Origin of the sequence: Variovorax paradoxus (assembly GCF_029919115.1) — a bacterium.
GTDB lineage: Bacteria > Pseudomonadota > Gammaproteobacteria > Burkholderiales > Burkholderiaceae_C > Variovorax > Variovorax paradoxus_O.
In genome coordinates this window covers 4,825,465-4,847,560 of record NZ_CP123990.1, presented here as the reverse complement: position 1 = coordinate 4,847,560, position 22,096 = coordinate 4,825,465, and the positions used below count along the sequence as shown (strand labels likewise).

23 protein-coding genes are annotated in these 22,096 nt (G+C 66.2%); 7 read left to right on the top strand and 16 right to left on the bottom strand.

From position 1 onward, the window contains the following. The first annotated feature begins 236 nt into the window (after positions 1–236). Positions 237–1,898, top strand: coding sequence for an energy-dependent translational throttle protein EttA (gene ettA / locus QHG62_RS23285; RefSeq protein ID WP_281147994.1), 1,662 nt, complete (start codon positions 237–239; stop codon positions 1,896–1,898). A gap of 2 nt (positions 1,899–1,900) precedes the next feature. Here ettA and QHG62_RS23280 read toward each other — a convergent pair whose 3' ends face one another. From QHG62_RS23280 to QHG62_RS23265, 4 genes are read right to left on the bottom strand one after another with little or no spacing between them, the layout of a single operon-like run. Further along, positions 1,901–2,356 carry a carboxymuconolactone decarboxylase family protein gene (locus QHG62_RS23280; protein WP_281147993.1) on the bottom strand — a complete coding sequence of 152 codons (456 nt, stop codon included), beginning with the start codon at positions 2,354–2,356 and terminating at the stop codon, positions 1,901–1,903. Continuing rightward, a complete protein-coding gene (locus QHG62_RS23275; RefSeq protein ID WP_281147992.1) occupies positions 2,271–2,765 on the bottom strand; it encodes a MerR family transcriptional regulator in 495 nt (164 codons plus the stop codon). Before QHG62_RS23275 ends, QHG62_RS23280 begins: the two co-directional genes overlap by 86 nt. A gap of 48 nt (positions 2,766–2,813) precedes the next feature. After that, positions 2,814–4,211, bottom strand: coding sequence for a TAXI family TRAP transporter solute-binding subunit (locus tag QHG62_RS23270; RefSeq protein WP_281147991.1), 1,398 nt, complete (start codon positions 4,209–4,211; stop codon positions 2,814–2,816). Between the two features lie 7 nt (positions 4,212–4,218). Next, a complete protein-coding gene (locus tag QHG62_RS23265; RefSeq protein WP_281147990.1) occupies positions 4,219–5,268 on the bottom strand; it encodes a P1 family peptidase in 1,050 nt (349 codons plus the stop codon). A gap of 40 nt (positions 5,269–5,308) precedes the next feature. Here QHG62_RS23265 and QHG62_RS23260 point away from each other — a divergent pair, with 40 nt between their 5' ends. Continuing rightward, positions 5,309–6,607 carry an NAD(P)/FAD-dependent oxidoreductase gene (locus tag QHG62_RS23260; protein WP_281147989.1) on the top strand — a complete coding sequence of 433 codons (1,299 nt, stop codon included), beginning with the start codon at positions 5,309–5,311 and terminating at the stop codon, positions 6,605–6,607. A gap of 26 nt (positions 6,608–6,633) precedes the next feature. On the opposite strand, the gene QHG62_RS23255 is transcribed toward QHG62_RS23260, so the two are convergent. From QHG62_RS23255 to QHG62_RS23240, 4 genes are read right to left on the bottom strand one after another with little or no spacing between them, the layout of a single operon-like run. After that, positions 6,634–7,101: a DUF411 domain-containing protein gene (locus QHG62_RS23255; RefSeq protein WP_281147988.1), complete on the bottom strand. Its 468-nt coding sequence runs from the start codon at positions 7,099–7,101 to the stop codon at positions 6,634–6,636. Between the two features lie 11 nt (positions 7,102–7,112). Further along, entirely contained in the window at positions 7,113–7,391 is a 279-nt protein-coding gene (locus QHG62_RS23250) for a hypothetical protein (protein ID WP_281147987.1), read from the bottom strand. Then, positions 7,388–8,380 (bottom strand): glycerophosphodiester phosphodiesterase, encoded by a 993-nt coding sequence (locus QHG62_RS23245; protein ID WP_281147986.1) that lies wholly within the window; start codon positions 8,378–8,380, stop codon positions 7,388–7,390. Before QHG62_RS23245 ends, QHG62_RS23250 begins: the two co-directional genes overlap by 4 nt. Next, entirely contained in the window at positions 8,377–8,943 is a 567-nt protein-coding gene (locus tag QHG62_RS23240; RefSeq protein ID WP_281147985.1) for a DUF1439 domain-containing protein, read from the bottom strand. Before QHG62_RS23240 ends, QHG62_RS23245 begins: the two co-directional genes overlap by 4 nt. Before the next feature lie 143 nt (positions 8,944–9,086). Between QHG62_RS23240 and QHG62_RS23235 the strand changes: the two genes are divergently transcribed. Next, a complete protein-coding gene (locus QHG62_RS23235) occupies positions 9,087–10,049 on the top strand; it encodes a DUF72 domain-containing protein (protein ID WP_281147984.1) in 963 nt (320 codons plus the stop codon). Between the two features lie 24 nt (positions 10,050–10,073). Here the strand turns inward: QHG62_RS23235 and QHG62_RS23230 are convergent, their stop codons facing one another. The 7 genes from QHG62_RS23230 to QHG62_RS23200 all read right to left on the bottom strand — a co-directional run bounded on the left by QHG62_RS23230 (position 10,074) and on the right by QHG62_RS23200 (position 15,521). Then, positions 10,074–10,841 carry an amino acid ABC transporter ATP-binding protein gene (locus tag QHG62_RS23230; protein ID WP_281147983.1) on the bottom strand — a complete coding sequence of 256 codons (768 nt, stop codon included), beginning with the start codon at positions 10,839–10,841 and terminating at the stop codon, positions 10,074–10,076. Continuing rightward, positions 10,825–11,478: an amino acid ABC transporter permease gene (locus QHG62_RS23225; RefSeq protein WP_281147982.1), complete on the bottom strand. Its 654-nt coding sequence runs from the start codon at positions 11,476–11,478 to the stop codon at positions 10,825–10,827. The genes QHG62_RS23230 and QHG62_RS23225 overlap by 17 nt, the downstream gene beginning before the upstream one ends. 17 nt (positions 11,479–11,495) lie before the next feature. Then, positions 11,496–12,152, bottom strand: coding sequence for an amino acid ABC transporter permease (locus tag QHG62_RS23220; RefSeq protein WP_258501510.1), 657 nt, complete (start codon positions 12,150–12,152; stop codon positions 11,496–11,498). A gap of 44 nt (positions 12,153–12,196) precedes the next feature. After that, positions 12,197–12,997, bottom strand: coding sequence for a transporter substrate-binding domain-containing protein (locus tag QHG62_RS23215; RefSeq protein WP_281147981.1), 801 nt, complete (start codon positions 12,995–12,997; stop codon positions 12,197–12,199). After that, a complete protein-coding gene (locus QHG62_RS23210; RefSeq protein ID WP_281147980.1) occupies positions 12,994–13,764 on the bottom strand; it encodes a GntR family transcriptional regulator in 771 nt (256 codons plus the stop codon). The genes QHG62_RS23215 and QHG62_RS23210 overlap by 4 nt, the downstream gene beginning before the upstream one ends. Before the next feature lie 295 nt (positions 13,765–14,059). After that, on the bottom strand, positions 14,060–14,995 hold the full coding sequence (locus QHG62_RS23205; RefSeq protein ID WP_281151789.1) for a Bug family tripartite tricarboxylate transporter substrate binding protein: 936 nt from the start codon (positions 14,993–14,995) through the stop codon (positions 14,060–14,062). 85 nt (positions 14,996–15,080) lie between these two features. Then, positions 15,081–15,521 (bottom strand): OsmC family protein, encoded by a 441-nt coding sequence (locus QHG62_RS23200; RefSeq protein ID WP_281147979.1) that lies wholly within the window; start codon positions 15,519–15,521, stop codon positions 15,081–15,083. A gap of 225 nt (positions 15,522–15,746) precedes the next feature. On the opposite strand from QHG62_RS23200, the gene QHG62_RS23195 reads away from it, so the two are divergent. Both QHG62_RS23195 and QHG62_RS23190 read left to right on the top strand, forming a co-directional pair. After that, positions 15,747–17,447, top strand: a complete 1,701-nt coding sequence (locus QHG62_RS23195) for a long-chain fatty acid--CoA ligase (protein WP_281147978.1) — start codon at positions 15,747–15,749, stop codon at positions 17,445–17,447. An 89-nt stretch (positions 17,448–17,536) separates the two neighbouring features. Next, positions 17,537–18,070, top strand: a complete 534-nt coding sequence (locus QHG62_RS23190) for a thermonuclease family protein (protein WP_281147977.1) — start codon at positions 17,537–17,539, stop codon at positions 18,068–18,070. 61 nt (positions 18,071–18,131) lie between these two features. On the opposite strand, the gene QHG62_RS23185 is transcribed toward QHG62_RS23190, so the two are convergent. Beyond that, positions 18,132–19,478 (bottom strand): NAD(P)/FAD-dependent oxidoreductase, encoded by a 1,347-nt coding sequence (locus QHG62_RS23185; RefSeq protein ID WP_281147976.1) that lies wholly within the window; start codon positions 19,476–19,478, stop codon positions 18,132–18,134. Between the two features lie 167 nt (positions 19,479–19,645). On the opposite strand from QHG62_RS23185, the gene egtB reads away from it, so the two are divergent. Both egtB and egtD read left to right on the top strand, forming a co-directional pair. After that, complete coding sequence (gene egtB, locus QHG62_RS23180) at positions 19,646–20,902, top strand: ergothioneine biosynthesis protein EgtB (RefSeq protein ID WP_281147975.1); 1,257 nt, start codon at positions 19,646–19,648, stop codon at positions 20,900–20,902. Positions 20,903–20,906: 4 nt separating this feature from the next. Beyond that, positions 20,907–21,926: an L-histidine N(alpha)-methyltransferase gene (egtD, locus tag QHG62_RS23175; RefSeq protein WP_281147974.1), complete on the top strand. Its 1,020-nt coding sequence runs from the start codon at positions 20,907–20,909 to the stop codon at positions 21,924–21,926. The last annotated feature ends 170 nt before the right edge of the window (positions 21,927–22,096 follow it).

Sequence of the window (22,096 nt, the reverse complement as noted above, 5' to 3'; positions counted from 1 at the left end):
CGAGCCAGTCAAGGCAGATGAAGGTCAGGGGTGGGAGCCGGAAAGTCCGCCCTCGCAAAAGGGTTGGAAAGGTCTTTCTTCGTCCCCGGCAGAGAGCCGGTGTTGCGGGCAACTGGACCCGGCAACGGTGCTTATTGTCGCATGAGTCGATAATCTATGGTTTGCCGCGTCCGAAAGCTTCTTCGGGCGCCCGCACTTTCCGCCCAATTTCCGCTACCCAAGGTAACTATCCACAGATGGCCCAATACGTCTATTCGATGAACCGTGTCAGCAAGACCGTGCCGCCCAAGCGGCAGCTCTTGAAAGACATTTCGCTCTCCTTCTTCCCCGGCGCCAAGATCGGCGTGCTCGGCCTGAACGGCTCGGGCAAGTCCACGCTGCTCAAGATCATGGCGGGCGTGGACAAGGAGTTCGAGGGCGAGGCGCTGCCCATGCCGGGCATGACGATCGGCTATCTTGAGCAGGAACCCAAGCTCAACCCCGAGCACACCGTGCGCGAATCGGTCGAAGAGTCCATGGGCGCGGTGTTTGCGGCCAAGGCGCGCCTCGAAGAGGTGTACATCGCGTATGGTGCCGAAGACGCCGACTTCGACGCGCTGGCGGCCGAGCAGGCCCAGCTCGAAGCCATCATTGCCACCGCCGGCACCGATTCCGAGCATCAGCTGGAAATTGCCGCCGACGCGCTGCGCCTTCCGCCGTGGGACGCGAAGATCGGCCTGCTGTCAGGCGGCGAAAAGCGGCGCGTGGCGCTGTGCCGCCTCTTGCTGTCCAAGCCCGACATGCTGCTGCTCGACGAGCCGACCAACCACTTGGACGCCGAATCGGTGGAGTGGCTCGAAGTGTTCTTGCAGCGCTTCACGGGCACCGTGGTGGCCATTACCCACGATCGCTACTTCCTCGACAACGCAGCCGAGTGGATCCTGGAAATGGACCGCGGCCGCGGCATTCCGTGGAAGGGCAACTACAGCACCTGGCTCGAGCAGAAGGGCGAACGCCTGGCGCAGGAGCAGAAGAGCGAAGAAGCCCACGCCAAGGCGCTGAAGAAGGAACTCGAGTGGTCGCGCCAGAACCCGAAGGCACGCCAGGCCAAGAGCAAATCCCGCCTGGCCCGCTTCGAAGAGCTGAGCGACATGGAATACCAGAAGCGCAACGAGACGCAGGAAATCTTCATTCCTGTGGCGGAGCGGCTGGGCCAGCAGGTGTTCGAGTTTCACAACGTCAGCAAGTCCTTCGGCGACCGCATGCTGATCGACAACCTGAGCTTCACCGTGCCGCCGGGCGCCATCGTCGGCATCATCGGCCCGAACGGGGCCGGCAAGTCGACGCTGTTCAAGCTGCTCGCGGGCAAGGAAAAGCCGGATTCGGGCGAGGTCGTCATCGGCCAGACCGTGAAGATGGCCTTCGTCGACCAGCACCGCGACGAGCTGGCGTCCGAAAAGACCGTGTGGGAAGACATCTCGAACGGCCTGGACATCATCAACGTTGGCAAGTTCCAGATGGCGAGCCGCGCATACGCGGGCCGCTTCAACTTCAATGGCGCCGACCAGCAGAAGAAGGTCGGCACGCTGTCGGGCGGTGAACGCGGCCGCCTGCACCTGGCCAAGACGCTGATCGCGGGCGGCAACGTGCTGCTGCTTGACGAACCGTCGAACGACCTGGACGTGGAAACCCTGCGCGCCCTGGAAGATGCACTGCTCGAGTTCGCCGGCACCGTGATGGTCATCAGCCACGACCGCTGGTTCCTCGACCGCATCGCCACGCACATCCTCGCGGCCGAAGGCGACAGCCAGTGGACCTTCTTCAACGGCAACTACCAGGAGTACGAAGCCGACAAGAAGAAGCGCCTGGGCGAAGAAGGCGCCAAGCCCAAGCGCATGCGCTACAAGGCTCTCAAGTAACCTCAGGGTGCTTCGACAGGAGCGCGTGGTTCCGCAAGGGGCCGCGCGCTTTTTTCATCGTCGGCCGCAAACACCTCGCGTGCGGCCGTCAGCCCATTCAGCGCCGCCGGAAAGCCCGCGTACACCGCCATCTGCATGATGGTCTCGACGACCTCGGTGCGCGTGACGCCGACGTTGAGTGCGCCCTGGATATGCACCTTGAGCTGCGGCGCGGCGTTGCCCATGGCCGTGAGCGCGGCCACCACCGCGATCTCGCGCGAACGCAGGTCGAGGCCGGGGCGCGAGTAGATGTCTCCGAACGGAAACTCGACGAGGAGGCGCGCGAAATCGGGCGCGATGCCGGCCAGGCTTTCGACGACCTTGGTGCCGCCTTCACCGTCGATCTGCTGGAGCTTGGCCAGCCCGCGCTCGTAGCGCAGGTTGTCGTTGCCGTTGCGGCTTGCTTGTGGGTTCATCATCGCTCGTCTTTCCTTTGTGGGCTGTGCCCGGTGACGAGGGACGCTTCTTGTCGATCGCACGGTAGTGCGCGATCTTCAGCGACAGCGCCTGCATCGATTGCTGCAGCGCCGCCACCTTGGCCTGGACTTCGGCAAGATGCTGTTCGAGCATCTCGCGCCGCGCTCCGACACTGGCGTCCCCCTGGCTTCGAAGCCTGGCGAAGGCTTGCATGCCCTGGATGGGCATGCCGGTCTCGCGCAGGCGCAACAGGAAGGCCAGCCAGTCCAGGTCGGCGCGTGCGTAGCGGCGCTGGCCGCCCGGTGCACGTGGCACCGCGGCGATCAGGCCGATGCGCTCGTAGTAGCGCAGCGTGTGAGCCGTGAGGCCGGTGCGCTGGGCGACTTCCGCAATGGTCAGGTGGTCTTCCATGGCGGGAATTCTCGAAGTTGGAGCGCGCTCTAAGTCAAGCGTTTTAAATCAAGCGGTTTCTGCAGCAGGTGCTTTCGGCGGTGGTGTCCGGGGTGCGAAGTCGCCGGGCTGCGGCCAGCGCAATTGCACTCGCCGCTGCACCGTATGGATGTTGTTGCGCAGCGCATAGAGCTCGTCGGCATAAGAAAGCGGCACGGCCACCTTGTTCACCACGCGGTCGAGCTCCTCGAGCTCGCTGAGCAATTCCTCGCGCCCGCCTTGCTGTGCATCGATCTTGGCTTCGATGTCGCGCAGCCGCGCATACCAGCGGAACACGCGCCGCCGCACGCGGAACTGGTAGAGCGGCGGCACCACGCGGCTCAGCGGCAGCATCAGCACCAAGAGGCCGCCGAGCACGAGCCACATGCGCTCGATCAGGTTGCTGGCCCAGAAGGGCAGGTAACGCTGCCAGAACGGCGGCGTGCCGTTGATGGCGCGGTCGCCCTCGGGGCTCACGGGCAGTTCGCTGGTGCGGGTGTTCGGAAAGTCGCGCGCGCGGTTGAACCAGCCGGCATCGCTGTGCAAGCCCTGGGCGGCCTGCGCAAAAAGCTGCCGCAGCGCCGAGTGCGTTTCTTCGCGCGAGAGCATCGACGTGGTGGCCGCGAGCAGCGTCACGTCCGAAGGCGGCAGGTCTTTCGACAGGTCGACCACGCCGCGCGGCAGCGTTACCGCTGAAAGAAAAGGAAAGCGCCGCGAATAGGCATCGGCCTGGCCGAAGTCCATCAGCTTGATGTCGGGCGCACGCAGCAGGCGCTGCACCTGCGGCGACTGCGGGGCCGAGGCCAGCACGATGACGTCGAGCAGGCCGGCCTGCAGGGCTTCGGCCGCGGCCGCCTGTTCAAGGTTGGAGAGCTGCAGCGCGTCGGGCTCCAGGTGGTTGGCCTTGAAAAGCCTTTCCATGATCTCGGGCAGCCCGCTGCCCGGCATGTCGACGTTCACACGCAAGCCGCGCAGTTGCGTGAGCGATGTCAGCGTGCTCGTCTTGCGGTCGATCTTCTGTGCGGTGTCCGCACGATAGAAGAGCCAGATCGGTTCGTAGAACAGGCTGCCCAGAGAGGTGAGCCCAGCTTCCTCGTCGGCCACTGCGTCGGCGCTGCCGCCGCGCACAAAGCCCACGTCGGCGCCGCCGTTGCGCAGCAGTTGCAGGTTCTCGGTCGATCCGGTGGTGGCCTTCAGCTCTACCTCGATACCGCTGCCCTTGAGCACTTCGGCATAGCGCTTGCCGAACTGCGCGTATGCGCTGCCGGTAGGGCCGGTGGCCAGCGTCACGTGCTTGGGCGGCTGCGGCTGCAGCCACCAGTAGGCGGCAATCAGCATGCCGATCACGAGGAACACGACGGGACCTGCCGAGGCGATGAGGTCGCGTATCGACAGGAGGATGAGCTTCAGCGTCTTGGGCATGGCCATGAGGAGTTCAACCTTTCGTAGCTGCGAGATCGGCCGCGCACGGAACATGCAAATCGCCGGCGGTGACGGAGCGCGCCGCCAGCACCGCGCGCAGGGTGGCGCGCGCCACTGCTTCGGCCGCCATGGTGCCGAGCACAGTCATGCCGGGCCTGGATTCGGCGCCGGGGCCTTCGAGCGGAACGCGGCCGGTGGCCAGCGCAAACAGCGTGTCGCCGTCGCTCATGGTGTGCACCGGGTTGATGGCGCGCGCGAGGCCGTCGTGCGCCACGCTGGCAAGGCGGTTGGCCTGCACCTTGGTCAGCACCGCATCGGTCGCGATCACGCCGAGCGTGGTGTTGGTGCCGGCGAGCAGCGGTGTGGGGAGCTCGCCACGCAGCAGGGCCCGGCGAGTGTCGAGCAGTGCGAGTCCGTCTTGGGTGCGCGCTCCGGCTACCGGCTGCGCGGTGTCAGGATCGATCACGTCGCCCAGGGCATTGACCGCGACGAGCGCGCCCACCGTTACGCCGCCCACGGTGACCGAGGCCGTGCCGATACCGCCCTTCATCGCCCGGTGCACGCCGAAGAGCTTGCCCACCAGCGCGCCGCTGCCGGCGCCGACGTTGCCTTCGGCCGGGGCATTGCTGCTTGCCGCATCGCAAGCCGCATAGCCGGACGCGGCGTCGGGGCGGATGCGCGCGTCGCCCATGGGCAGGTCGAACAGCACGGCCGCAGGCACGATGGGCAAGGTCCCAAAGCGCACGTCCATGCCGATGTTCCGCTCCTCGAGCCAGCGCATTGCGCCCTCGGCGGTGGCAAGGCCCCAGCCGCTGCCGCCCGCCAGCATGACGCCGTGCACTTGCTGGACCAGGTTGCCGGGCGCAAGCAGGTCGGTCTCACGCGTGCCGGGAGCGGCGCCGCGCACGTCGACGCCGGCAACAGCGCCCTCGCGGGCAAGAATCACCGTGCAGCCGGTGGGCCGGCGCGTGTCGGAAAAGTGGCCGACTTCGATGCCGGCCACATCGGTGATGGCGCCTGAAGACGACGAAAGAGAAGAGGATGCAGATGACGAAGCAGGCATGGCGGCCGATTATGGGACCGCGCCCTCTACGATAGGCACCATGACAGTTGCAAGAAGTTTCTCCGCGGGCGGCCCTGCACGCCACGTGGTCGTGATTGGAGCGGGTGCCGTGGGCAGCGCAACCGCCATCGAGGCATTGCGGGCGGGCCTGCGCGTGACCGTGGTGGAGCCCGGCGAACCGGGCGGCCCGCATGCCACGAGCTATGGCAATGCGGGTTGGTTGTCCTCGCATTCGGTGGTGCCGCCCGCGCTGCCGGGCGCATGGCGCAAGGTGCCGGGCTGGCTGGCCGATCCGCTGGGGCCCCTGGCGCTGCGTTGGCGTTACCTGCCGCGCGCGTTGCCGTGGCTGCTGCGTTATCTCGCATCGGGGTGGACCGAGTCACGCGTGCAGCGCACCGCCGACGCATTGCGCACGCTGCTCGCCGATGCGCCGGCGCTGCATTCCCGGCTTGCTGCCGAGGCCGGCGTGCCGCAGCTCATCGAACAGCGAGGGCTGTTGCATGCCTACCGTTCGCGCGAAGAGTTCGAAGGCGACGCGCTCGGCTGGCGCGTGCGCGGACGCACCGGCGTGCAATGGGAAGAATGGCCGGAGCCGCAGTTGCGGCAGCGCGAGCCTGACCTCGACGCGCGCTACACGCTGGGCATCTTCGTGCCCGAGGCCGGCCACTGCCGCAACCCGGGTGCCTATGTGTCCGCGCTCGCGCGGCATGCGCGCGAAGCCGGTGCGCAGCGTGTGGCAACGCGCGCCACGGGCTTTCGCATCGAGGGCGGGCGGCTGCGTGCGGTGCTGACGCAAGCCGGTGAAATCGCCTGCGATGCCGCCGCCATCTGCGCCGGCGCGCACTCAGGTCCGCTGGCCGCGGCGGCCGGTTCCCCGGTGCCTCTGGAGTCGGAGCGCGGCTACCACGTCATCGTCGAAGGCGCCGCAGTGGGGCCTCGCACGCCGACGATGGTGGCCGACGGCAAGCTCATCGCGCACTGGATGGACGGCGGCTTGCGCGCGGCGGGGCAGGTAGAAATCGGCGGCCTCGAAGCCGCGCCCGACTGGCGCCGCGCCGAGATCCTGCATCGGCACCTGCAATCGATGTTTCCCGCGCTCGGCGATCAGGCGGCGGAATCGGTCTCAGTGAAGCACTGGCTCGGGCACCGGCCCAGCGTGCCCGATGGCCTGCCATGCATAGGAGCCTCGAAGGCCAGCAAAGACGTTGTGCTGGCTTTCGGGCATGGGCACGTCGGCCTGTGCGGGTCTGCGCGCACCGGCCGGCTCGCAGCGCAACTGCTTGCCGGTACATCGCCTGAAACGCCGCTTGCCCCTTTCGACCCCGGCCGCTTCAGCTGAGCGGCACGCTACCGCGCGCTTTCGCCTCAGCGGTAGCTCTGGTACACGCGGCTGCCGCCATCGGCGAGCACCAGCAGCACATCGTAAGGATCGCGCCTGTCCCCGTAGGCCGGGCCGTCCATGCCGGGTGAGCCCACCGGCATGCCGGGCACCGCAAGGCCTGCGGCTTTCGGCTTTTCGCGCAGCAGCCTGTGCACCTCGCGCGCGGGCACGTGGCCCTCGAGCGCATAGCCGCCGACGAGGCCGGTATGGCACGAGCCCAGCTTGGCCGGAATGCCAAGCCGCGCGCGTGCGGCATCGTTGCCGTTGTCGTGCACGCGGGTTGCGAAGCCGTTTGCGTTGAGGTGCTTCACCCAGTCCTGGCAGCAACCGCAGTTCGGGTCTTTCCAGATCTCGACCATTGGTGCGGCGGCCAATGCGGCCAACGGCCATGCTGTCGTCGATGCGAGCGCCAGAGCTGGCGCGGCACGCAGAAGAAGGGTTCGTCTTTGCATGTGGATTCTCCTCAGGACGCGAGTTGCGCGCGGGCCTTGTCGACCCAGACCTGCAGATTGTCGAGCAGGTCTTTCTGGCTGAAGGAACAACTCTCTTCGCTGAACAGCGCGCTCGACTCCAGCCGATCGAGCAGGTTCAGCAGCACTTCGCCATAGCGCGGCGGCAGCGCCGCGAGCAGCTCGGCACTCGCCCGTGCTTTGTTCGAGAGTGCGGTGATCGATTCGCCGCGGCCGCTGCGCAGCGCGTCGATGCGCGCGCCAATCGCGTCGAGTTGCGGTGCGGCGTTCATGCGCCGGCCTTTCCGGGCGGCGGCAGCGAGAGGCCGCGCTCGCGCATCAGGTCGCGCAGCACGTCGGGGTAGTCGGTAATGATTCCATCCACGCCCCAGTCCATGAGCCGCAGCATGTCGGCGCGCTGGTTCACGGTCCAGGGCAGCACCTTGAAGCCGAGCTTTTGCGCTTCCTTGATGGCTGCTGGCGTCAGGTCGTTGTAGGCAGGCGACCAGGTCACTTGCGCGCCCGCGTTGCCGGCGGCGGCCTTCACCAATTGCGGCGTCGAAGAAAACTCGGCTGCGTTGAGCCCGGTCGTCCACCGGCTGTCCTTGAGCGTGCGCGCAGAGCTCAGGTATGCCCGCGGCAGTTGCGGTGCAAGTTGGCCGACCAGCGCCAGCGTGCGCCAGTCGAAGCTCTGCACCGTCACCCGGCCGCCCATTTGCGCCTTGTCGATTTCTGCGAGCAGGGCGCGCACCATCGGCTCGGGCGCGGCGGTTTCGTCGGGCTTGGTCGGGTCGATCTTGGTTTCGATGTTGAAGCGGACCGTTGCGGCGTTCGCGCCGCGCGCACGCACATGGTCGAACAGGGCGGCCAGTGTAGGAATTCGCTCGCCGTCGCGCGGCTGCTGCAGCGCAAACTGCTTGCCGTAGTTGCTGGCGGGATTCAGCCGGCCTACGTCGTAGCCCTGCAGCTGCGCCAGCGTAAGCGAGCGAATAGCCGGGCCCGCCTTCGATGCAAGCCAGGCGCCGTTCGCGTCGCGCGTGTGGTCTGCATTGAGCGTGGTGTCGTGCGAGATGACGACCACGCCGTCGGCCGTGAGCCCGATGTCGAGTTCGAGCGTGGTCACGCCCAGGTCGATGGCGTTGGAAAATGCGGCAAGCGTGTTCTCGGGCGCAAGGCCGCGCCCGCCCCGGTGGGCTTGCAGGTCGAAATGCTGCTTTGCAGTGGGGAGAATGGCCGCGCAGCCCGCAACAAGCAACGCGGCTGCAAGCAGTGGATATTTCATTTCAGCTGCACCTTGATGCCGTTGTCCAGTACGGTGATATCGCCAATCTCGTAGGTCTTGCGGCCGACAGTGAGCTCATCCGCGGTAAAGCTGCGCAGCACCTGGCCCTGCAGCAGTTCCTGCGCCACCACCGCGCCCACCTTCTGCAGCCGCTCGGCATCGCGGCCTTCCACACCCTGCAGCTCCAGCCGCTCGGCCTTGGGCTGGTCGAGCCGCAGCGCACGCGTGGCGGCGTCGTAGCGCAACGCGCTGCTGACCGATACCACACCCTGAACGGGCGAGGCTGCGAGCAACGGGCTTGCGATGGTCAGTGTGGCCGTGATGGCCGCCCGGTTGCCGCGTGCGTCCAGGCCCAGTTGCGGGTCGCGCAGGCCGACCATGAAGATTTCGGCATAGCGCTCGGCCACCGGAAAGCGCCTGGCGATCTGCGTTTGCAGTTCGTCGCGCGTTGCGGTGTATTCGCTGGTGAAGAAGTTGAAGCCGGCCAGCGCCGCGAGCGGCGACTGCAGGGCGGCAGCACCCAGGAGAGCACGCAGCATCCAGCGGCGGGAGTGGGGGGGCAAGGTGCGAATTTGCATACTTCTGGGAGCTTGCCACATCCTGCATGGTTCCGTTCCGCGCGCTGCTACACGAAAAGGCAATTTTCCTACGCCTGGGGAATGCCCGGCGCGCAACCTTTGCACCTCGGCGGAACAGAAGACGAACGATGCAGGGCACCACGCGAATAGGAATTTCTGGCTGGCGCTATGCGCCGTGGCGAGGGCGCTTTTACCCGAAAGGCCTGGCGCAGCGGCTCGAGCTCGACTTTGCCTCGCGCATGCTGCCCACTATCGAAATCAACGGCTCTTTCTATTCGCTGCAGCGTCCCGTGTCGTACCAGGCGTGGCACGACGCAACGCCTGACGATTTTGTTTTTGCGGTGAAGGGGCCTCGCTACATCACCCATAACCTGCGGCTGAAGGAACCGCGCGCTGCGTTGGCCAACTTCTTTGCCTCGGGTGTGTTTGCGCTGCGCGCCAAGCTGGGGCCGATCCTGTGGCAGTTGCCGCCGTCCTTCGTCTACAACGCCGATCGGCTCGAGGAGTTTCTGGCGCTTTTGCCGCGGGACGGCCGGTCTGCCCTTGCGCTGGCACGGCAACACAACGAGAAGCTGGACGACGACCGCGCGTTTCTGAAGGTGCCCGCGAAGCTGCAGATCCGTCACGCGCTAGAGGTGCGGCATGCGAGCTTCGAGAACCCCGGCTTCGTCGCAATGCTGCGCCGCCACGGCGTTGCGCTGGTGGTTGCAGATACCGCGGGGCGCTGGCCCCTGCTCGAAGACCTTTGCGCCGATTTCGTCTACATGCGGCTGCACGGCGACAAAGAGCTCTATGCCAGCGGTTACAGCAAAGAAGCTCTCGACCGCTGGGCCGAGCGCATCGACGCCTGGCGCAGCGGCCGGCAGGTCAAGGACGCAAGGCTGGCCGAACCCTCGCGCCTGCTGTCACGAAAGAAGGGGCGCGATGTGTACTGCTACTTCGACAACGATGTGAAGGTGCATGCACCGTACGACGCCGCGCACCTGGCAGCCCGGCTCGGCGTGGAGACTGGCATCGGGCCCGACGACAACTTCGATCCGCCGCCCGGAATGGTTGTGAGCAAGCGGGCGAAGGCGCGGGCTCGCAAGTAGCGAAAGCGTTCCGCTTCAGTCGGCTCAGTCGTGTAGCGACGAAAGAAACTGCTTCAGCTCCGCCGTTTGCGGATTGCCGAAAAGCTCCGCGGGCGGTCCCATCTCATGCACGCGGCCCTGGTGCATGAAGATCAAACGGTCGCTCACCTTGCGTGCAAAGCTCATCTCGTGCGTGACCATGAGCAGCGTCATGCCTTCGTCGGCCAGCGACTCCACCACGCGCAGCACGTCGCCCACCAGTTCGGGGTCTAGGGCCGAAGTGATCTCGTCGCACAGCAGCACCGCCGGCTCCATTGCCAGCGCCCGTGCAATGGCCACGCGCTGCTGCTGGCCGCCCGAAAGCTGGTCGGGCATGGCGTCGAATTTTTCGGCCAGGCCCACGCGGTCGAGCAGCTTGCGCGCTTGCGAGGCCGCTTCCATGCTGCTGCGCTTCTTTACCAGCGTGGGCGCGAGCATCACGTTCTTGCCCACGGTGAGATGCGGAAACAGGTTGAAGCTCTGGAAGATCATGCCCACCCGCTGGCGCAGCTCGCGCATTGCCATGGCGCTCTCGTGCAGCAGCGGCTTGCCGTCGACAGTGAGCGAACCTTCCTGGAACACCTCGAGCCCGTTGATGCAGCGCAGCAGCGTGCTCTTGCCCGAGCCGCTCTTGCCGATGATGGCGATGACCTCGCCGCGCTTCACTTCGAGGTCGATGCCCTTGAGGACCTCGTTGGCACCGTACGATTTGCGCAGCGCGGTCACGCGCACGATGGGTGCGGCGGAAGTCTGGGGTTCAAGCACGGCGGCCATGGGATTTCCTCTCGAGGTTCTTGGCGTACAGGCTTACCGGGAAGCACAGCACAAAATAAAGCAGCGCCACGCAGCTGAACACCACGAATGGCTGGAAGGTGGCGTTCGAAATCATGCTGCCGGCCTTGGTGAGTTCGACAAAGCCGATCACCGAGGCAAGCGCCGTGCCCTTGATCACCTGCACCAGAAAGCCGACTGTCGGCGCAATGGCGATCTTCACGGCCTGCGGCAAGATGACGTGGCGCATCTGCTCGGCAAAGCTCAGCGCCAGGCTGCCCGAGGCTTCCCACTGGCCCTTGGGAATGGAGGCCACGCAGCCGCGCCATATTTCGGTGAGAAAGGCACTGGTGTAGAGCGTGAGCGCCACGCTCGCCGCGGTCCATGCAGACACATCGACACCGAACAGCGCAATGCCGAAGTAGGCGAGAAACAGCTGCATCAGCAGCGGCGTGCCCTGGAAGAGCTGCACGTAAAAGCCGACGGCGCGGTTCATGGCGCTGCCGCCGCGCAAGCGCAGGAACAGCAACAGGCCGCCGACCAGCCCGCCGCCGATGAATGCGATGAGCGACAACACGACCGTCCAGCGCAGCGCCATGAGCAGGTTGCGCAGGATGTCCCAGAGAGAAAAATCGACCATGTGCTTTCCCTCTTCTTTCAGCGGCCGAAGAAGAATCTGGGTCCGGCCCAGTTGAGCAGCCTGCGCAGCCCAACGGCCAGCGCCAGGTAGACCAGCGTGGCGACGATGAAGGCTTCGAAGGCGCGGAAGTTGCGGCTCTGGATGAGGTTGGCCGCGTAGCTCAGCTCTTCGGTGGAAATCTGTCCGCACACCGCGGAGCCCAGCATCACGATGATGATCTGGCTCACCATGGCGGGCCACACCTTCTTGAGTGCCGGCGGCAAGATGACCCGGGTGAACACCTGCACCTTGTTGAGCGCCAGGCTCACGGCCGCTTCGATCTGCCCCTTGGGCGTGGCCTCGATGCCGGCGCGGATGATTTCGGTGGCGTAGGCGCCAAGGTTCAGCACCATCGCAATGATCGACGCCGTCTCCGGCGTGAGCTTGACGCCCGCGGCAGGCAGCCCGAAGAAGATGAAGAACAGCTGCACGATGAAGGGCGTATTGCGGATCAGCTCCACGTAGCTGCCGACCAGCCAGCGAAGCCACGCAGGCCCGCTGGCGCGCGCCCAGGCGCAGGCCACGCCCACGGCCATGCCGATGAGAGTGGCAATGGCTGTCAGCCCCACCGTCCAGGCCACCCCTTTGGCAAGCAGCCGCCAGTCGACAAGAACTGCACCGAAGTCGAATTCCATGGCTGCGCCTTCTTCTTTGCTCGTCGGGGTTCAGCGGTGGTCGGTCAGACCGGCAGGTCGCCGGCGGCCTTGCCCAGCCACTTCTTCGACATCGTGTCCAGCGTGCCGTCCTTCTTGGCCGCGGCAATGATCTCGTTGACCTTGGCCTTCAATGCGGTTTCGCCCTTGGCAATGCCGATGAAACAGGGGCTGTCTTTCAGCAGCAGCTTGAATTCGGCGCTCACCTTCGGGTTCTTGGCGAGCATGTCGCCCGCCACCGCGGCGCTGGTTGCAAGGGTTTGCGTCTGGCCGGCCACGAAGGCTGCGATGGTGGCGTTGTTGTCTTCGAAGCGGCGGTAGTCGACGTTCGGCGGCGCCACCTTGTTCAGCTCCTGGTCTTCCATTGCGCCGCGCGTCACGGCCACGGTCTTGCCGGCCATGTCGGCAAAGCTGGTGAGCTTCATGCTCTTGGCCGCGTACACGGCCTGGAAGAACGGGGCGTAGGCCGAAGAAAACTCGATCACCTTCTCGCGCTCGGCGTTCTTGCCGAGCGTGGAGATCACGAGATCGGCCTTGCGCGTCTGCAGGTAGGGAATGCGGTTGGCGCTGGTCACGGGTACCAGTTCGACCTTCACGCCCAGCTTGGCGGCAATGAGCTCGGCCATTTCAACGTCGAGGCCCTGGGGCTTCATGTTCTTGTCCACCGAGCCGTAAGGCGGGTAGTCGGTCGGCACGGCGATCTTGATGGTCTTGGCCTTCAGCACGTTGTCCAGGGCGTTCTGGGCCTGGGCGGTGCCGGCTGCGGCCAGCATGGCAACGGAAGCAAGCGCGAGCGAGAGGCGGCGTTTGGACGAAGAGAAAGTCATAGCAGGGCTCCTAGGTAAGTCGAAGAATCGGTGTCATTGGGAGAAGACGCGGCCGCCTTGCGCCGCTTGGGCCTGGCCGCGGTGTTCTGTTGCAGCGGCGCCAGCGCGTCGCGCAGTTGCGCAAGCGGATCGGTCGGCGCCTGCACACGCAGCGCTGACTGGACGGTGCCGATGTGCGCAGCCATCAGGGCTTCGGCGGCGGCGTGGTCGCCCCGTTCGAGTGCGGCAACGATCTGCACGTGGTCTTCGCAAGACTGCACCGCGTCGTGCGTGCTCTGATAGAGCATGGCGATCAACGTGGTGCGCGCCGTGAAGTCGCGCAGCGTGTCGGCCAGCAGCGTGTTGCCCAGGCACTCGGCCAGGCACACATGGAAGTCGCCCAAGAGAAAGCTGCGGTTGCCGACGTCGCTTTCCTTCAGCGCCGCCTTTTCACGCTGAAGGTGCGCCTTCAGCTGGCGCAGCGCGGTCTTGTCGATCTTGCCGGCGCTGCCCGTACTGCGGATCAGGCCAAGCTCGATGACGCGGCGCGCCTCGAAGGCTTCGCGTGCTTCTTCCTGCGAAGGCTCGATAACGAACCAGCCGCGCCGGGCGCTCACCGTCACGATGCCACGTGCCGCCAGCCGGGTGAGGGCTTCGCGCACGATGGTGCGGCTGCAGTCGAACAGCATGGCCAACTGCTGTTCGCCCAGGCGCGAGCCTGGAGCGAGCTTCTGCGCCATCACCGCTTCGACGATGCGTGCACTGATTTCGGATGCGGATGTAGACATTGGTCTGCATACCAGCAGCTTTTGTGCCAACTGGTATGCAAGATATGTGCACCGAAATGGGTTTGCGCTGCATGCCGGTGGTGCGTGGCGCTTGTTTTGGCGCCGCTGTTCAGGGCGGCGCACCCGCCGACGGGGTACCTTTCTCCGCGAATGTCCCCCGGCCTGCGGCCTCCTCCTTTATTTCGCTGCGCAAGGCACCCCGCCAGCGGGTGCGTTGCATAGAGCCGCGGTTGATCAGCGGTAAACCACGAGCGTGCCCATGCCCTGAATCGACACCCCCAAAACCGCCAGCAAATCAATCCATCCGCGCGCCCGAAGCCTTCACCGCCCTGTCCCAGCGCGGCGTTTCGGTGGCAAGAAAGCGCGCGAAATCCTCGCTGCCCAAATAGGCCGGGTCCGCCCCCTGGCTCACCATGCGGTCACGCACCTCGGGGCTGGTCAGCACTTGCTTGAACGCATCGCTCAGTCTGGCGACCACGTCCTTGGGAGTGTCCTTCGGGGCGAAGAAGCCGTAGAAGCCGACCACCTCGAAGCCCTTCACGCCCGATTCGATCACAGTGGGTACGTCCGGCAGTGCAGGGTTGCGTTCGCGGCTGGTCACGGCCAGGGCGCGCACCTTGCCTTGCTTGTGATAGTTGGCCGCCTGCGGAATCGATTCGGCCATGAACTGCACCTGCCCGCCCATCAGGTCCGTAAAGGCCGGGGCGCTGCCGCGGTAGGGGATGTGCACCATGAAGATGCCTGTCGCCGTCTTGAACATCTCGGGCACCAGGTGACTGATGCCGCCGTTGCCCGCAGAGCCGTAGTTGACCTGTCCGGGCCGCGTCTTGGCGTAGTCGACGAACTGCTTGAGGCTTTGCACCGGCAGCTTGGGCGTCACCAGCAGGGCCAGCGGCTGCATTGCGGTGCGCGCAATGGGCACGAAGTCGCGCTGCGTGTTGTAGGGCAGCTTGCTGTAGAGCGCGCCATTGATCACCGCCACGCCGGTGTTCGCCAGCATCAGCGTGTAGCCGTCGGCCGGGCTCTTGGCCACCGCGTCGGCACCCACCGAGCCGCCCGCCCCGGGCTTGTAGTCGACGATCAACGGCTGGCCGAGCACGGCCTGCAGCTTGTCGGTCAGGAGGCGCGCGTGCTGGTCCAGAGGGCCGCCGGCCGGAAAGCCGATGACCACCTTGATCGGCTTGTCGGGATAGGCGGCCAGGGCGGGGGCGGCCGCGCCGAACGACGCGATGGAAAAGCCGCCAGGATGGCGGCGCGGACGGGGTGAGCCATGGATCGTCTCCTCTTTTTAGTGGAGACGATCATAAGCAGCAGCGCTAGCCTGCCAGCGTCGCCTTCAGCGTGATCTCCGGCACGCTGGCCAACGCCTTCGACAGCGGGCAGCCCGCCTTGGCGGCGGCTGCAATCTGCTGGAACTTGGCTTCGTCCAGGTTCGGCACGGTGGCGTCCAGCTCGAGCGCGATGCGGTCGATCTTGAAGCCTTCGCCGTCCTTCGCCAGCCGCACCGCGGCCCTGGTGTCTACCTTGGTGGCGGTGAAGCCTTCTTTCTCGAGCGCGAAGGCAAAGGCCATCGTGAAGCAGGCCGCGTGGGCCGCGCCGACGATCTCCTCGGGGTTGGTGCCGCGCTTGTCATCCTCGAAGCGGCTCGCGAAGCCGTAGGGGTAGTCCTTGAGGGCGCCGGTCTCGGTGCTGATCTGGCCCTTGCCGGTCTTGCCGGCGCCTTCCCAGTGAACGCTTGCGTGCTTGTCTGCTGCCATGGGAGTTCCTTCTTTGCGGTGGGTGGATAGAGGGAGCGACAGGTATCGCGCGAAAAGCCCGCCGTGTCTGTAGTCGCACGGCGCGTGCGCGATCTGTCCAAAGTGAGAAGAATGGGCGTCACCAAGGTGACGCTCCGGGGGGCTTCCCCGATGGGAGGCGCGGCCGGGGCGGCTTAGGCTGCGGGCTGCCTTTTTTCTTTCTCTCTTCGTTCGCCCGCCTTGACCATGCAACAACGCCCGCATCACAAGTTCTGGCCCAAGCGCCTTCCGCATTCGATCACCGTTCCCGCCACCTCGTTGTGGCACAACCTCGCAACCTCGGCGGCGCGCTACCCCGACAAGGCTGCGCTCGTGTTCTTCGGCCGGGTAATGAGCTACCGTGAATTCGCCGGCCAGGTCGAGCGCCTGGCCGGCACGCTGCATGCCATGGGCGTGAAGCGCGGCGACCGCGTGGTGCTGAACATGCAGAACTGCCCGCAGCTCGTGATCGCGCATTTCGCGATCCTGCGTGCCAACGCCGTGGTGGTGCCCGTCAACCCGATGAACCGGGCCGAAGAGCTCAAGCACTACATCGTCGACCCCGATGCGAAGGTGGCCATCACCACCGGCGACCTGGCCGCCGAGCTGGCCAAGGCCAGCAATGCACTTCCGCGCGGGCAGCAGCTCGACCATCTCATCGTGACCCAGTTCACCGATGCCTTCGACGCCGATGCAAGCGGCGACGACGCGCCCGCGCCGGCATGGAAAGAATGGCTCACCACCCGCCACCCGCTGCCCGAACTGGCACAAGGCAAGGCGATGGCCTGGACCGATGCGCTGTCGGCCGGCCATGCGGCGCCCGAGCATGTGGTGGGCGCCGACGACATGGCACTGCTGCCCTACACCAGCGGCACCACCGGCCTTCCCAAGGGCTGCGTGCACCACCATTCGAGCCTCATGCACAACGCGGTGGCCGGCCAGCTCTGGGGCCAGGCCACGTCCGAAGCGGTGGTGCTGGCGGTGGTGCCCATGTTCCACATCACCGGCGTGGTGAGCATGATGCACACCTCCATCCTCGCGGCGGGCACGCTGGTCATCATGCCGCGCTGGGACCGCGAGGTGGCAGGCCGGCTCATCTCGCGCTGGAAGGTGACCAGCTGGACCAATATCCCCACCATGGTGATCGACCTCATGGCCAGCCCCAACTTCGCGAGCTACGACCTGTCGAGCATCACGCACATCGGCGGCGGGGGCGCCGCCATGCCGCAGGCGGTGGCGCAGCGCCTGTTCGAGCAATACGGCCTCAAGTACCAGGAGGGCTACGGTCTTACCGAAACCGCGGCGCCGTCGCACACCAACCCCTCGGACCACCCCAAGCAGCAGTGCCTGGGCATTCCCTTCATGAGCACCGACGCGCGCGTGGTCGACCCCGACACGCTCGCCGAAATGCCCATCGGCGAATCGGGCGAGATCATCATCCACGGCCCCGAGGTGTTCCAGGGCTACTGGAAACGGCCTGACGCGACGAGGGCCGCGTTTGTCGAATTCGAGGGCAAGCGCTTCTTCCGCTCGGGCGACATGGGCCGCATGGACGAGGACGGCTATTTCTTCATCACCGACCGGCTCAAGCGCATGATCAACGCGAGCGGCTTCAAGGTGTGGCCCGCCGAGGTGGAGCTGCTGATGTTCCGCCACCCCGCCATCCAGGAGGCCTGCGTCATCTCCACCAAGGACAACTACCGCGGCGAATCGGTCAAGGCCGTGGTGGTGCTGCGCGCCACGCACAAGAACACCACCGAGCAGGAGATCATCGACTGGTGCCGCGAGAACATGGCCGTCTACAAGATCCCGCGCAAGGTGCAGTTCGTCGACGCGCTGCCCAAGAGCGGCAGCGGCAAAGTGATGTGGCGGCTGCTGCAGGAAGACGAGAACGAGACTGCCGCGTAACAGCGGGTTCGTGGGCGAGGGCCGGGGCAGTTCGCAACGAGAATCCGTGACTTTCTCCGCCACGTTCCTTCTCTCTCTCTCTCTGCTCCATGCGTTTGCGTTCTCTCGCCGCCGTCTGCCTCGCGCTCCTTCCACTGCTTTCACCCCAGTTGTCGCACGCGGCCCCGCCGCGAACCTGCCTCGTTGTGGGCATCAGCGACGGCGACACGCTCACCGCCCGCTGCGGGCGCTTCGGCTCCTACGAGGAAGTGAAGGTACGCATCGCCGCCATCGACGCACCGGAGCGCGCCCAGCCCTACGGACAGCGCAGCCGGCAGGCTCTGAGCCGCCTGTGCTACTTCGAACAGGCCGTGATCACCGAGCGCGACACCGACCGCTACGGCCGCACGGTGGCCGACGTGAACTGCGACGGGCAGGACGCCGGAACGCGGATGGTGGCCGAAGGGTGGGCCTGGGTGTACGACTTCAACGGCATCGCCACGCGGCGCGGCGGCGGCTTGTTCAAGCTGCAGGAAAGCGCGCGTGAGCAGCGCCTGGGCCTGTGGGCCGGTGCCAAGCCGACCGCGCCGTGGGAGTGGCGGCGCCGCGAGCGCGAGAACCGCGCGAACGATTCGCTGTTCTGAGCGGCTTGACGGGAGCGGTTAGACAGCCCCTTGCGTCAGGCAGCTTCCCGCAAATTTGCTGCTAAGACTCGCTCTTGCCCTGCACGTCCGCCACCACGCGCGCGTTGCGCTGGAAGCTCCAGTACGCGCTGGCCCAGTCCATCATCACGACGATGCGGTTGCGAAAGCCGATGAGGAAATACGCGTGCGCAAACAGCCAGAAGAGCCATGCGAGCCGCCCGCTGAAGCGCAGCGGGCCCAAGGGCGTGCCCAGGTCGACCACCGCCGAGTTGCGGCCGATGGTCGCCAGGTTGCCGTAGTCGCGATAGCGAAAAGGCACGGTCGGCGTACCGGCGATGCGGCGAAGAATGTTCGAGGCGGCGGCGCGGCCCATCTGCTTGGCGCCGGGCGACACGCCCGGCACGGGCTTGGGCGGCTTGCCGGGCGCGTGGCTCATGGCGGCCGCAAGGTCACCGACCACGCTGATTTCGGGGTGGCCGGCCAGGCTCTGGTCGGGCTCGACCTTGATGCGGCCCGCGCGGTCGCATTCGGCGCCGGTCGCTTCGCCCAGCATTCGGCCCAGCGGCGAGGCGGCAACGCCCGCGGCCCACACCACGCAACTGCTCTCGATGCGGTAGCCGGTGGCCGGCGCGCCGTCTGCGCCGCCGCCTGACTGCACTTCGAGTCCGTTGGCATCGATGGCCGTCACCCGCGCATTGAGCCGCACTTCGACGCCGAGCTTTTCCAACTGCTCCAGCGCTTTCTGGCTCAGGCTTTCCGGCATGGCCTGCAGCACGCGCGGGCCGCCTTCGACCAGCAGCACCTGCGCGCTGCTGGGGTCGATGTGGCGGAACTCCCCGGACAGCGTGTGCTTGGCAATTTCAGCCAGGGTGCCGGCCATTTCGACACCCGTCGGCCCGGCACCGATCACGACGAATGTCAGCAATGCGCGGCGGCGCTGCGGGTCAGTGGCGGTTTCGGCCGCCTCGAACGACATCAGCACGCGCCGGCGGATTTCGAATGCATCGGCCAGCGTCTTGAGGCCGGGCGCGAGGGGTGCCCATTCGTCGTGGCCGAAATAGCTGTGGGTGGCGCCGGCCGCAACGATCAGGTGGTCATAGCTCACCCGGCTGCCGTTGGTCAGCTGAACCGCGCGGCCCGCCGCATCGATGGCGCTCACTTCGCCCAGCAGCGTGGTGATGCGTGGCTGCTTGCGGAAGAGGGTGCGCACTGGCGCTGCGATCGAAGGTGCGGCAAGCCCGGCGGTCGCCACCTGGTAGAGCAGGGGCTGGAACAGGTGGTGATTGGTTTTCTCGATCACCGTCACGTCCACGTCGGCGCTGTCGAGCCTGCGGGCAGCTTCGAGCCCGCCGAACCCGCAGCCGACGATGACGACGTGGGGGCGGGTGGAGGCGTTGTTCGTTTGCATCGAGCGGATGATACGCAGCCGCCCTGCAAGCCGGCGCGTCTTGTGCCAAAGTAGCTCCCCCCGACGGTTTGGCGCCCTTTCAGCAAGAGAGCGAGGGCGAGAACTTGTCCTACGTACCGCTGCAATACGAATCGGCTACAACGAGCAGTTGCCCGACTGGAGACACCATGACGCTTTCCCGGCCGATCGCCCAGGCGGCGAGCGCATTGCGCGAAAAGTTTCGCGAAGTGCGCGCCGCCAGCCTGTCGCTCGCCGCACCGCTCTCCGCCGAAGACCAGTGCATCCAGTCGATGCCCGACGCGAGCCCGACCAAGTGGCACCTTGCGCACACGACCTGGTTTTTCGAGACCGTGCTGCTGCAGCCTCACTCCGCAGGCTACCGGCCGTTCGATGTGCGCTTTCATTACCTCTTCAACTCGTATTACGAGGCGCTCGGCCCGCGGCATCCGCGGCCGCAGCGGGGGCTGCTTACGCGCCCCTCGGTGAGCGAGGTACATGCCTATCGCAGCCATGTCGACGAGGCGGTGCTCGCGCTGCTCGACCGCGACATTGCCGACCAGGACTGGGCCGACATCGAGCCCATCGTCACGCTGGGCCTGCACCATGAACAGCAGCACCAGGAACTGCTGCTCACCGACATTCTTCATGCCCTGTCATGCAACCCGCTGCTGCCCGCCTACAAGCCGGCGGCGGGGCCCGCGCTGCGGCTGGCCGCAGTGCCGCCGGCCATGCGCTGGCTGCCGCAGCCCGGCGGGGTGGTGCAGGTGGGCCATGAGGGGGCGCGGCAAGGCTTTGCCTTCGACAACGAAACGCCGCGCCACGATGCGCTGCTTCAGCCCTATGCCATTGCCGACCGGCTGGTGAATTGCGGCGACTACGCCCAGTTCATTGCCGATGGCGGCTACAAGCGGCCCGAGCTCTGGCTGTCCGACGGGTGGGCCGCGGTGCAGGCGCAGGGCTGGCGGCATCCGGCCTACTGGCTGGAGCCTGACGATCCGCGGCTCGGCCCACAGCAGCACCAGGGCGGCTGGCATGTGTTCGGTTTGCACGGCGTGCGGCCCATGGAGGCCGATGCGCCGGTCTCGCAACTGAGTTTTTATGAGGCCGCCGCGTACGCTGAATGGGCCGGCGCGCGGCTGCCCACCGAATTCGAGTGGGAGGCCGCATTCGACGCGTCCGGCATTTCGCAGATGACCGGCCATGTCTGGCAGTGGACGCGTTCCTCGTACGACCCCTACCCCGGTTTCAGGCCCATGCCCGGCATTGCCGCCGAATACAACGGCAAGTTCATGGTGGGCCAACTGGTGTTGCGCGGTGGCAGCGTGGCCACGCCGGCAGGGCACACGCGGCCCAGCTACCGCAACTTTTTTCCGCCGGCGGCGCGCTGGCAGTTCTCGGGGCTGCGGCTCGCGAAAGACATCTGAAATCATGCGCAATCCAACATCCTCGTCATCTTTGTCTTTTGCCGCCGCACAACAGCAGCGCCAGCCTGCGGTGCCGGCCCCCGCCGCTGCTGCGAGCGAACCGCCCCTCTGCGAATTCGGCCGCGCGATGCAGGCGGGTCTTGCACGCAGGCCGCGCAGCATTTCACCCAAGTTCTTCTACGACGCGGCCGGCTCGCAGCTGTTCGACCGCATCTGTGAATTGCCCGAGTACTACCCCACGCGCACCGAGCTGAGCATCCTCGGCGAACGCGCCGGCGAGATTGCCGAGCAGATCGGCCCCGGTGCCGAAATCGTGGAGTTCGGTGCCGGCTCCCTGACCAAGGTGCGGCTGCTGCTGGACGCGCTCGAGGCGCCCAGGCGCTATCTGCCCATCGACATTTCTGGCGAGCACCTGCAGGCCGCCGCCGACCGGCTGAAGGCCGACTACCCCGAGCTGGTGGTGCAGCCAATTGCGGCGGACTACACCATGCCGCTGGTGCTGCCGGCGCCGATGCCCGGCGCGGGCAAGCGCGTGGGGTTTTTTCCGGGGTCGACGATCGGGAATTTCGAGCCTGATGAAGCGCTGGCTTTTCTGCAGCTTGCCGCGCGGATGCTGCGAGGGGGCGGGCTGCTGATCGGCGTCGATCTGGTGAAGGACCCGGCTCGTCTGCACGCGGCTTACAACGATGCGCAAGGGGTGACGGCTGCGTTCAACCTGAATTTGCTGCGGCGCGCCAATGCCGAGCTCGATGCGGACTTTGATCTGGATGGCTTTGCGCATTCGGCGTTCTACAACGCGCCGAGACAGCGGATCGAGATGCACTTGGTGAGCCGTCGGGCTCAGTCTGTTTCACTGCACGGTGAGCGGTTCGGGTTCGAGGAAGGGGAGACGATTCATACCGAGTACTCGCACAAGTTCACTGTGGATGGGCTGCGGGCGCTGGCTGTGAAGGCGGGGTTTCGGCCGTTGGCGGTTTGGACGGATCCTGAGAGGCTTTTTAGTGTGCATTGGCTGGGGGCCTGATTCTTTTTTGGTTTGTTTGCTTCCCGAGGCCGGGATTCCGCCCGGCGGACGACTCAATGCCAGTCACTGCGGCGCGCAGCGCCGCAGTGGCTTGGTGGCCGAGCGAAGCAAAGGCCCGGGTGGGCTGCACCCCCTCTGTATGCGCCGAGGAGCGGAGGGTTTCGCGGATC

Excerpts from the sequence above, each read along its gene's own strand:
- ettA (WP_281147994.1), top strand. The coding sequence starts at position 237 with ATGGCCCAATACGTCTATTCGATGAACCGTGTCAGCAAGACCGTGCCG.
- QHG62_RS23280 (WP_281147993.1), bottom strand. The coding sequence starts at position 2,356 with ATGATGAACCCACAAGCAAGCCGCAACGGCAACGACAACCTGCGCTAC.
- QHG62_RS23275 (WP_281147992.1), bottom strand. The coding sequence starts at position 2,765 with ATGGAAGACCACCTGACCATTGCGGAAGTCGCCCAGCGCACCGGCCTC.
- QHG62_RS23270 (WP_281147991.1), bottom strand. The coding sequence starts at position 4,211 with ATGGCCATGCCCAAGACGCTGAAGCTCATCCTCCTGTCGATACGCGAC.
- QHG62_RS23265 (WP_281147990.1), bottom strand. The coding sequence starts at position 5,268 with ATGCCTGCTTCGTCATCTGCATCCTCTTCTCTTTCGTCGTCTTCAGGC.
- QHG62_RS23260 (WP_281147989.1), top strand. The coding sequence starts at position 5,309 with ATGACAGTTGCAAGAAGTTTCTCCGCGGGCGGCCCTGCACGCCACGTG.
- QHG62_RS23255 (WP_281147988.1), bottom strand. The coding sequence starts at position 7,101 with ATGCAAAGACGAACCCTTCTTCTGCGTGCCGCGCCAGCTCTGGCGCTC.
- QHG62_RS23250 (WP_281147987.1), bottom strand. The coding sequence starts at position 7,391 with ATGAACGCCGCACCGCAACTCGACGCGATTGGCGCGCGCATCGACGCG.
- QHG62_RS23245 (WP_281147986.1), bottom strand. The coding sequence starts at position 8,380 with ATGAAATATCCACTGCTTGCAGCCGCGTTGCTTGTTGCGGGCTGCGCG.
- QHG62_RS23235 (WP_281147984.1), top strand. The coding sequence starts at position 9,087 with ATGCAGGGCACCACGCGAATAGGAATTTCTGGCTGGCGCTATGCGCCG.
- QHG62_RS23230 (WP_281147983.1), bottom strand. The coding sequence starts at position 10,841 with ATGGCCGCCGTGCTTGAACCCCAGACTTCCGCCGCACCCATCGTGCGC.
- QHG62_RS23225 (WP_281147982.1), bottom strand. The coding sequence starts at position 11,478 with ATGGTCGATTTTTCTCTCTGGGACATCCTGCGCAACCTGCTCATGGCG.
- QHG62_RS23220 (WP_258501510.1), bottom strand. The coding sequence starts at position 12,152 with ATGGAATTCGACTTCGGTGCAGTTCTTGTCGACTGGCGGCTGCTTGCC.
- QHG62_RS23215 (WP_281147981.1), bottom strand. The coding sequence starts at position 12,997 with ATGACTTTCTCTTCGTCCAAACGCCGCCTCTCGCTCGCGCTTGCTTCC.
- QHG62_RS23210 (WP_281147980.1), bottom strand. The coding sequence starts at position 13,764 with ATGTCTACATCCGCATCCGAAATCAGTGCACGCATCGTCGAAGCGGTG.
- QHG62_RS23200 (WP_281147979.1), bottom strand. The coding sequence starts at position 15,521 with ATGGCAGCAGACAAGCACGCAAGCGTTCACTGGGAAGGCGCCGGCAAG.
- QHG62_RS23195 (WP_281147978.1), top strand. The coding sequence starts at position 15,747 with ATGCAACAACGCCCGCATCACAAGTTCTGGCCCAAGCGCCTTCCGCAT.
- QHG62_RS23190 (WP_281147977.1), top strand. The coding sequence starts at position 17,537 with ATGCGTTTGCGTTCTCTCGCCGCCGTCTGCCTCGCGCTCCTTCCACTG.
- QHG62_RS23185 (WP_281147976.1), bottom strand. The coding sequence starts at position 19,478 with ATGCAAACGAACAACGCCTCCACCCGCCCCCACGTCGTCATCGTCGGC.
- egtB (WP_281147975.1), top strand. The coding sequence starts at position 19,646 with ATGACGCTTTCCCGGCCGATCGCCCAGGCGGCGAGCGCATTGCGCGAA.
- egtD (WP_281147974.1), top strand. The coding sequence starts at position 20,907 with ATGCGCAATCCAACATCCTCGTCATCTTTGTCTTTTGCCGCCGCACAA.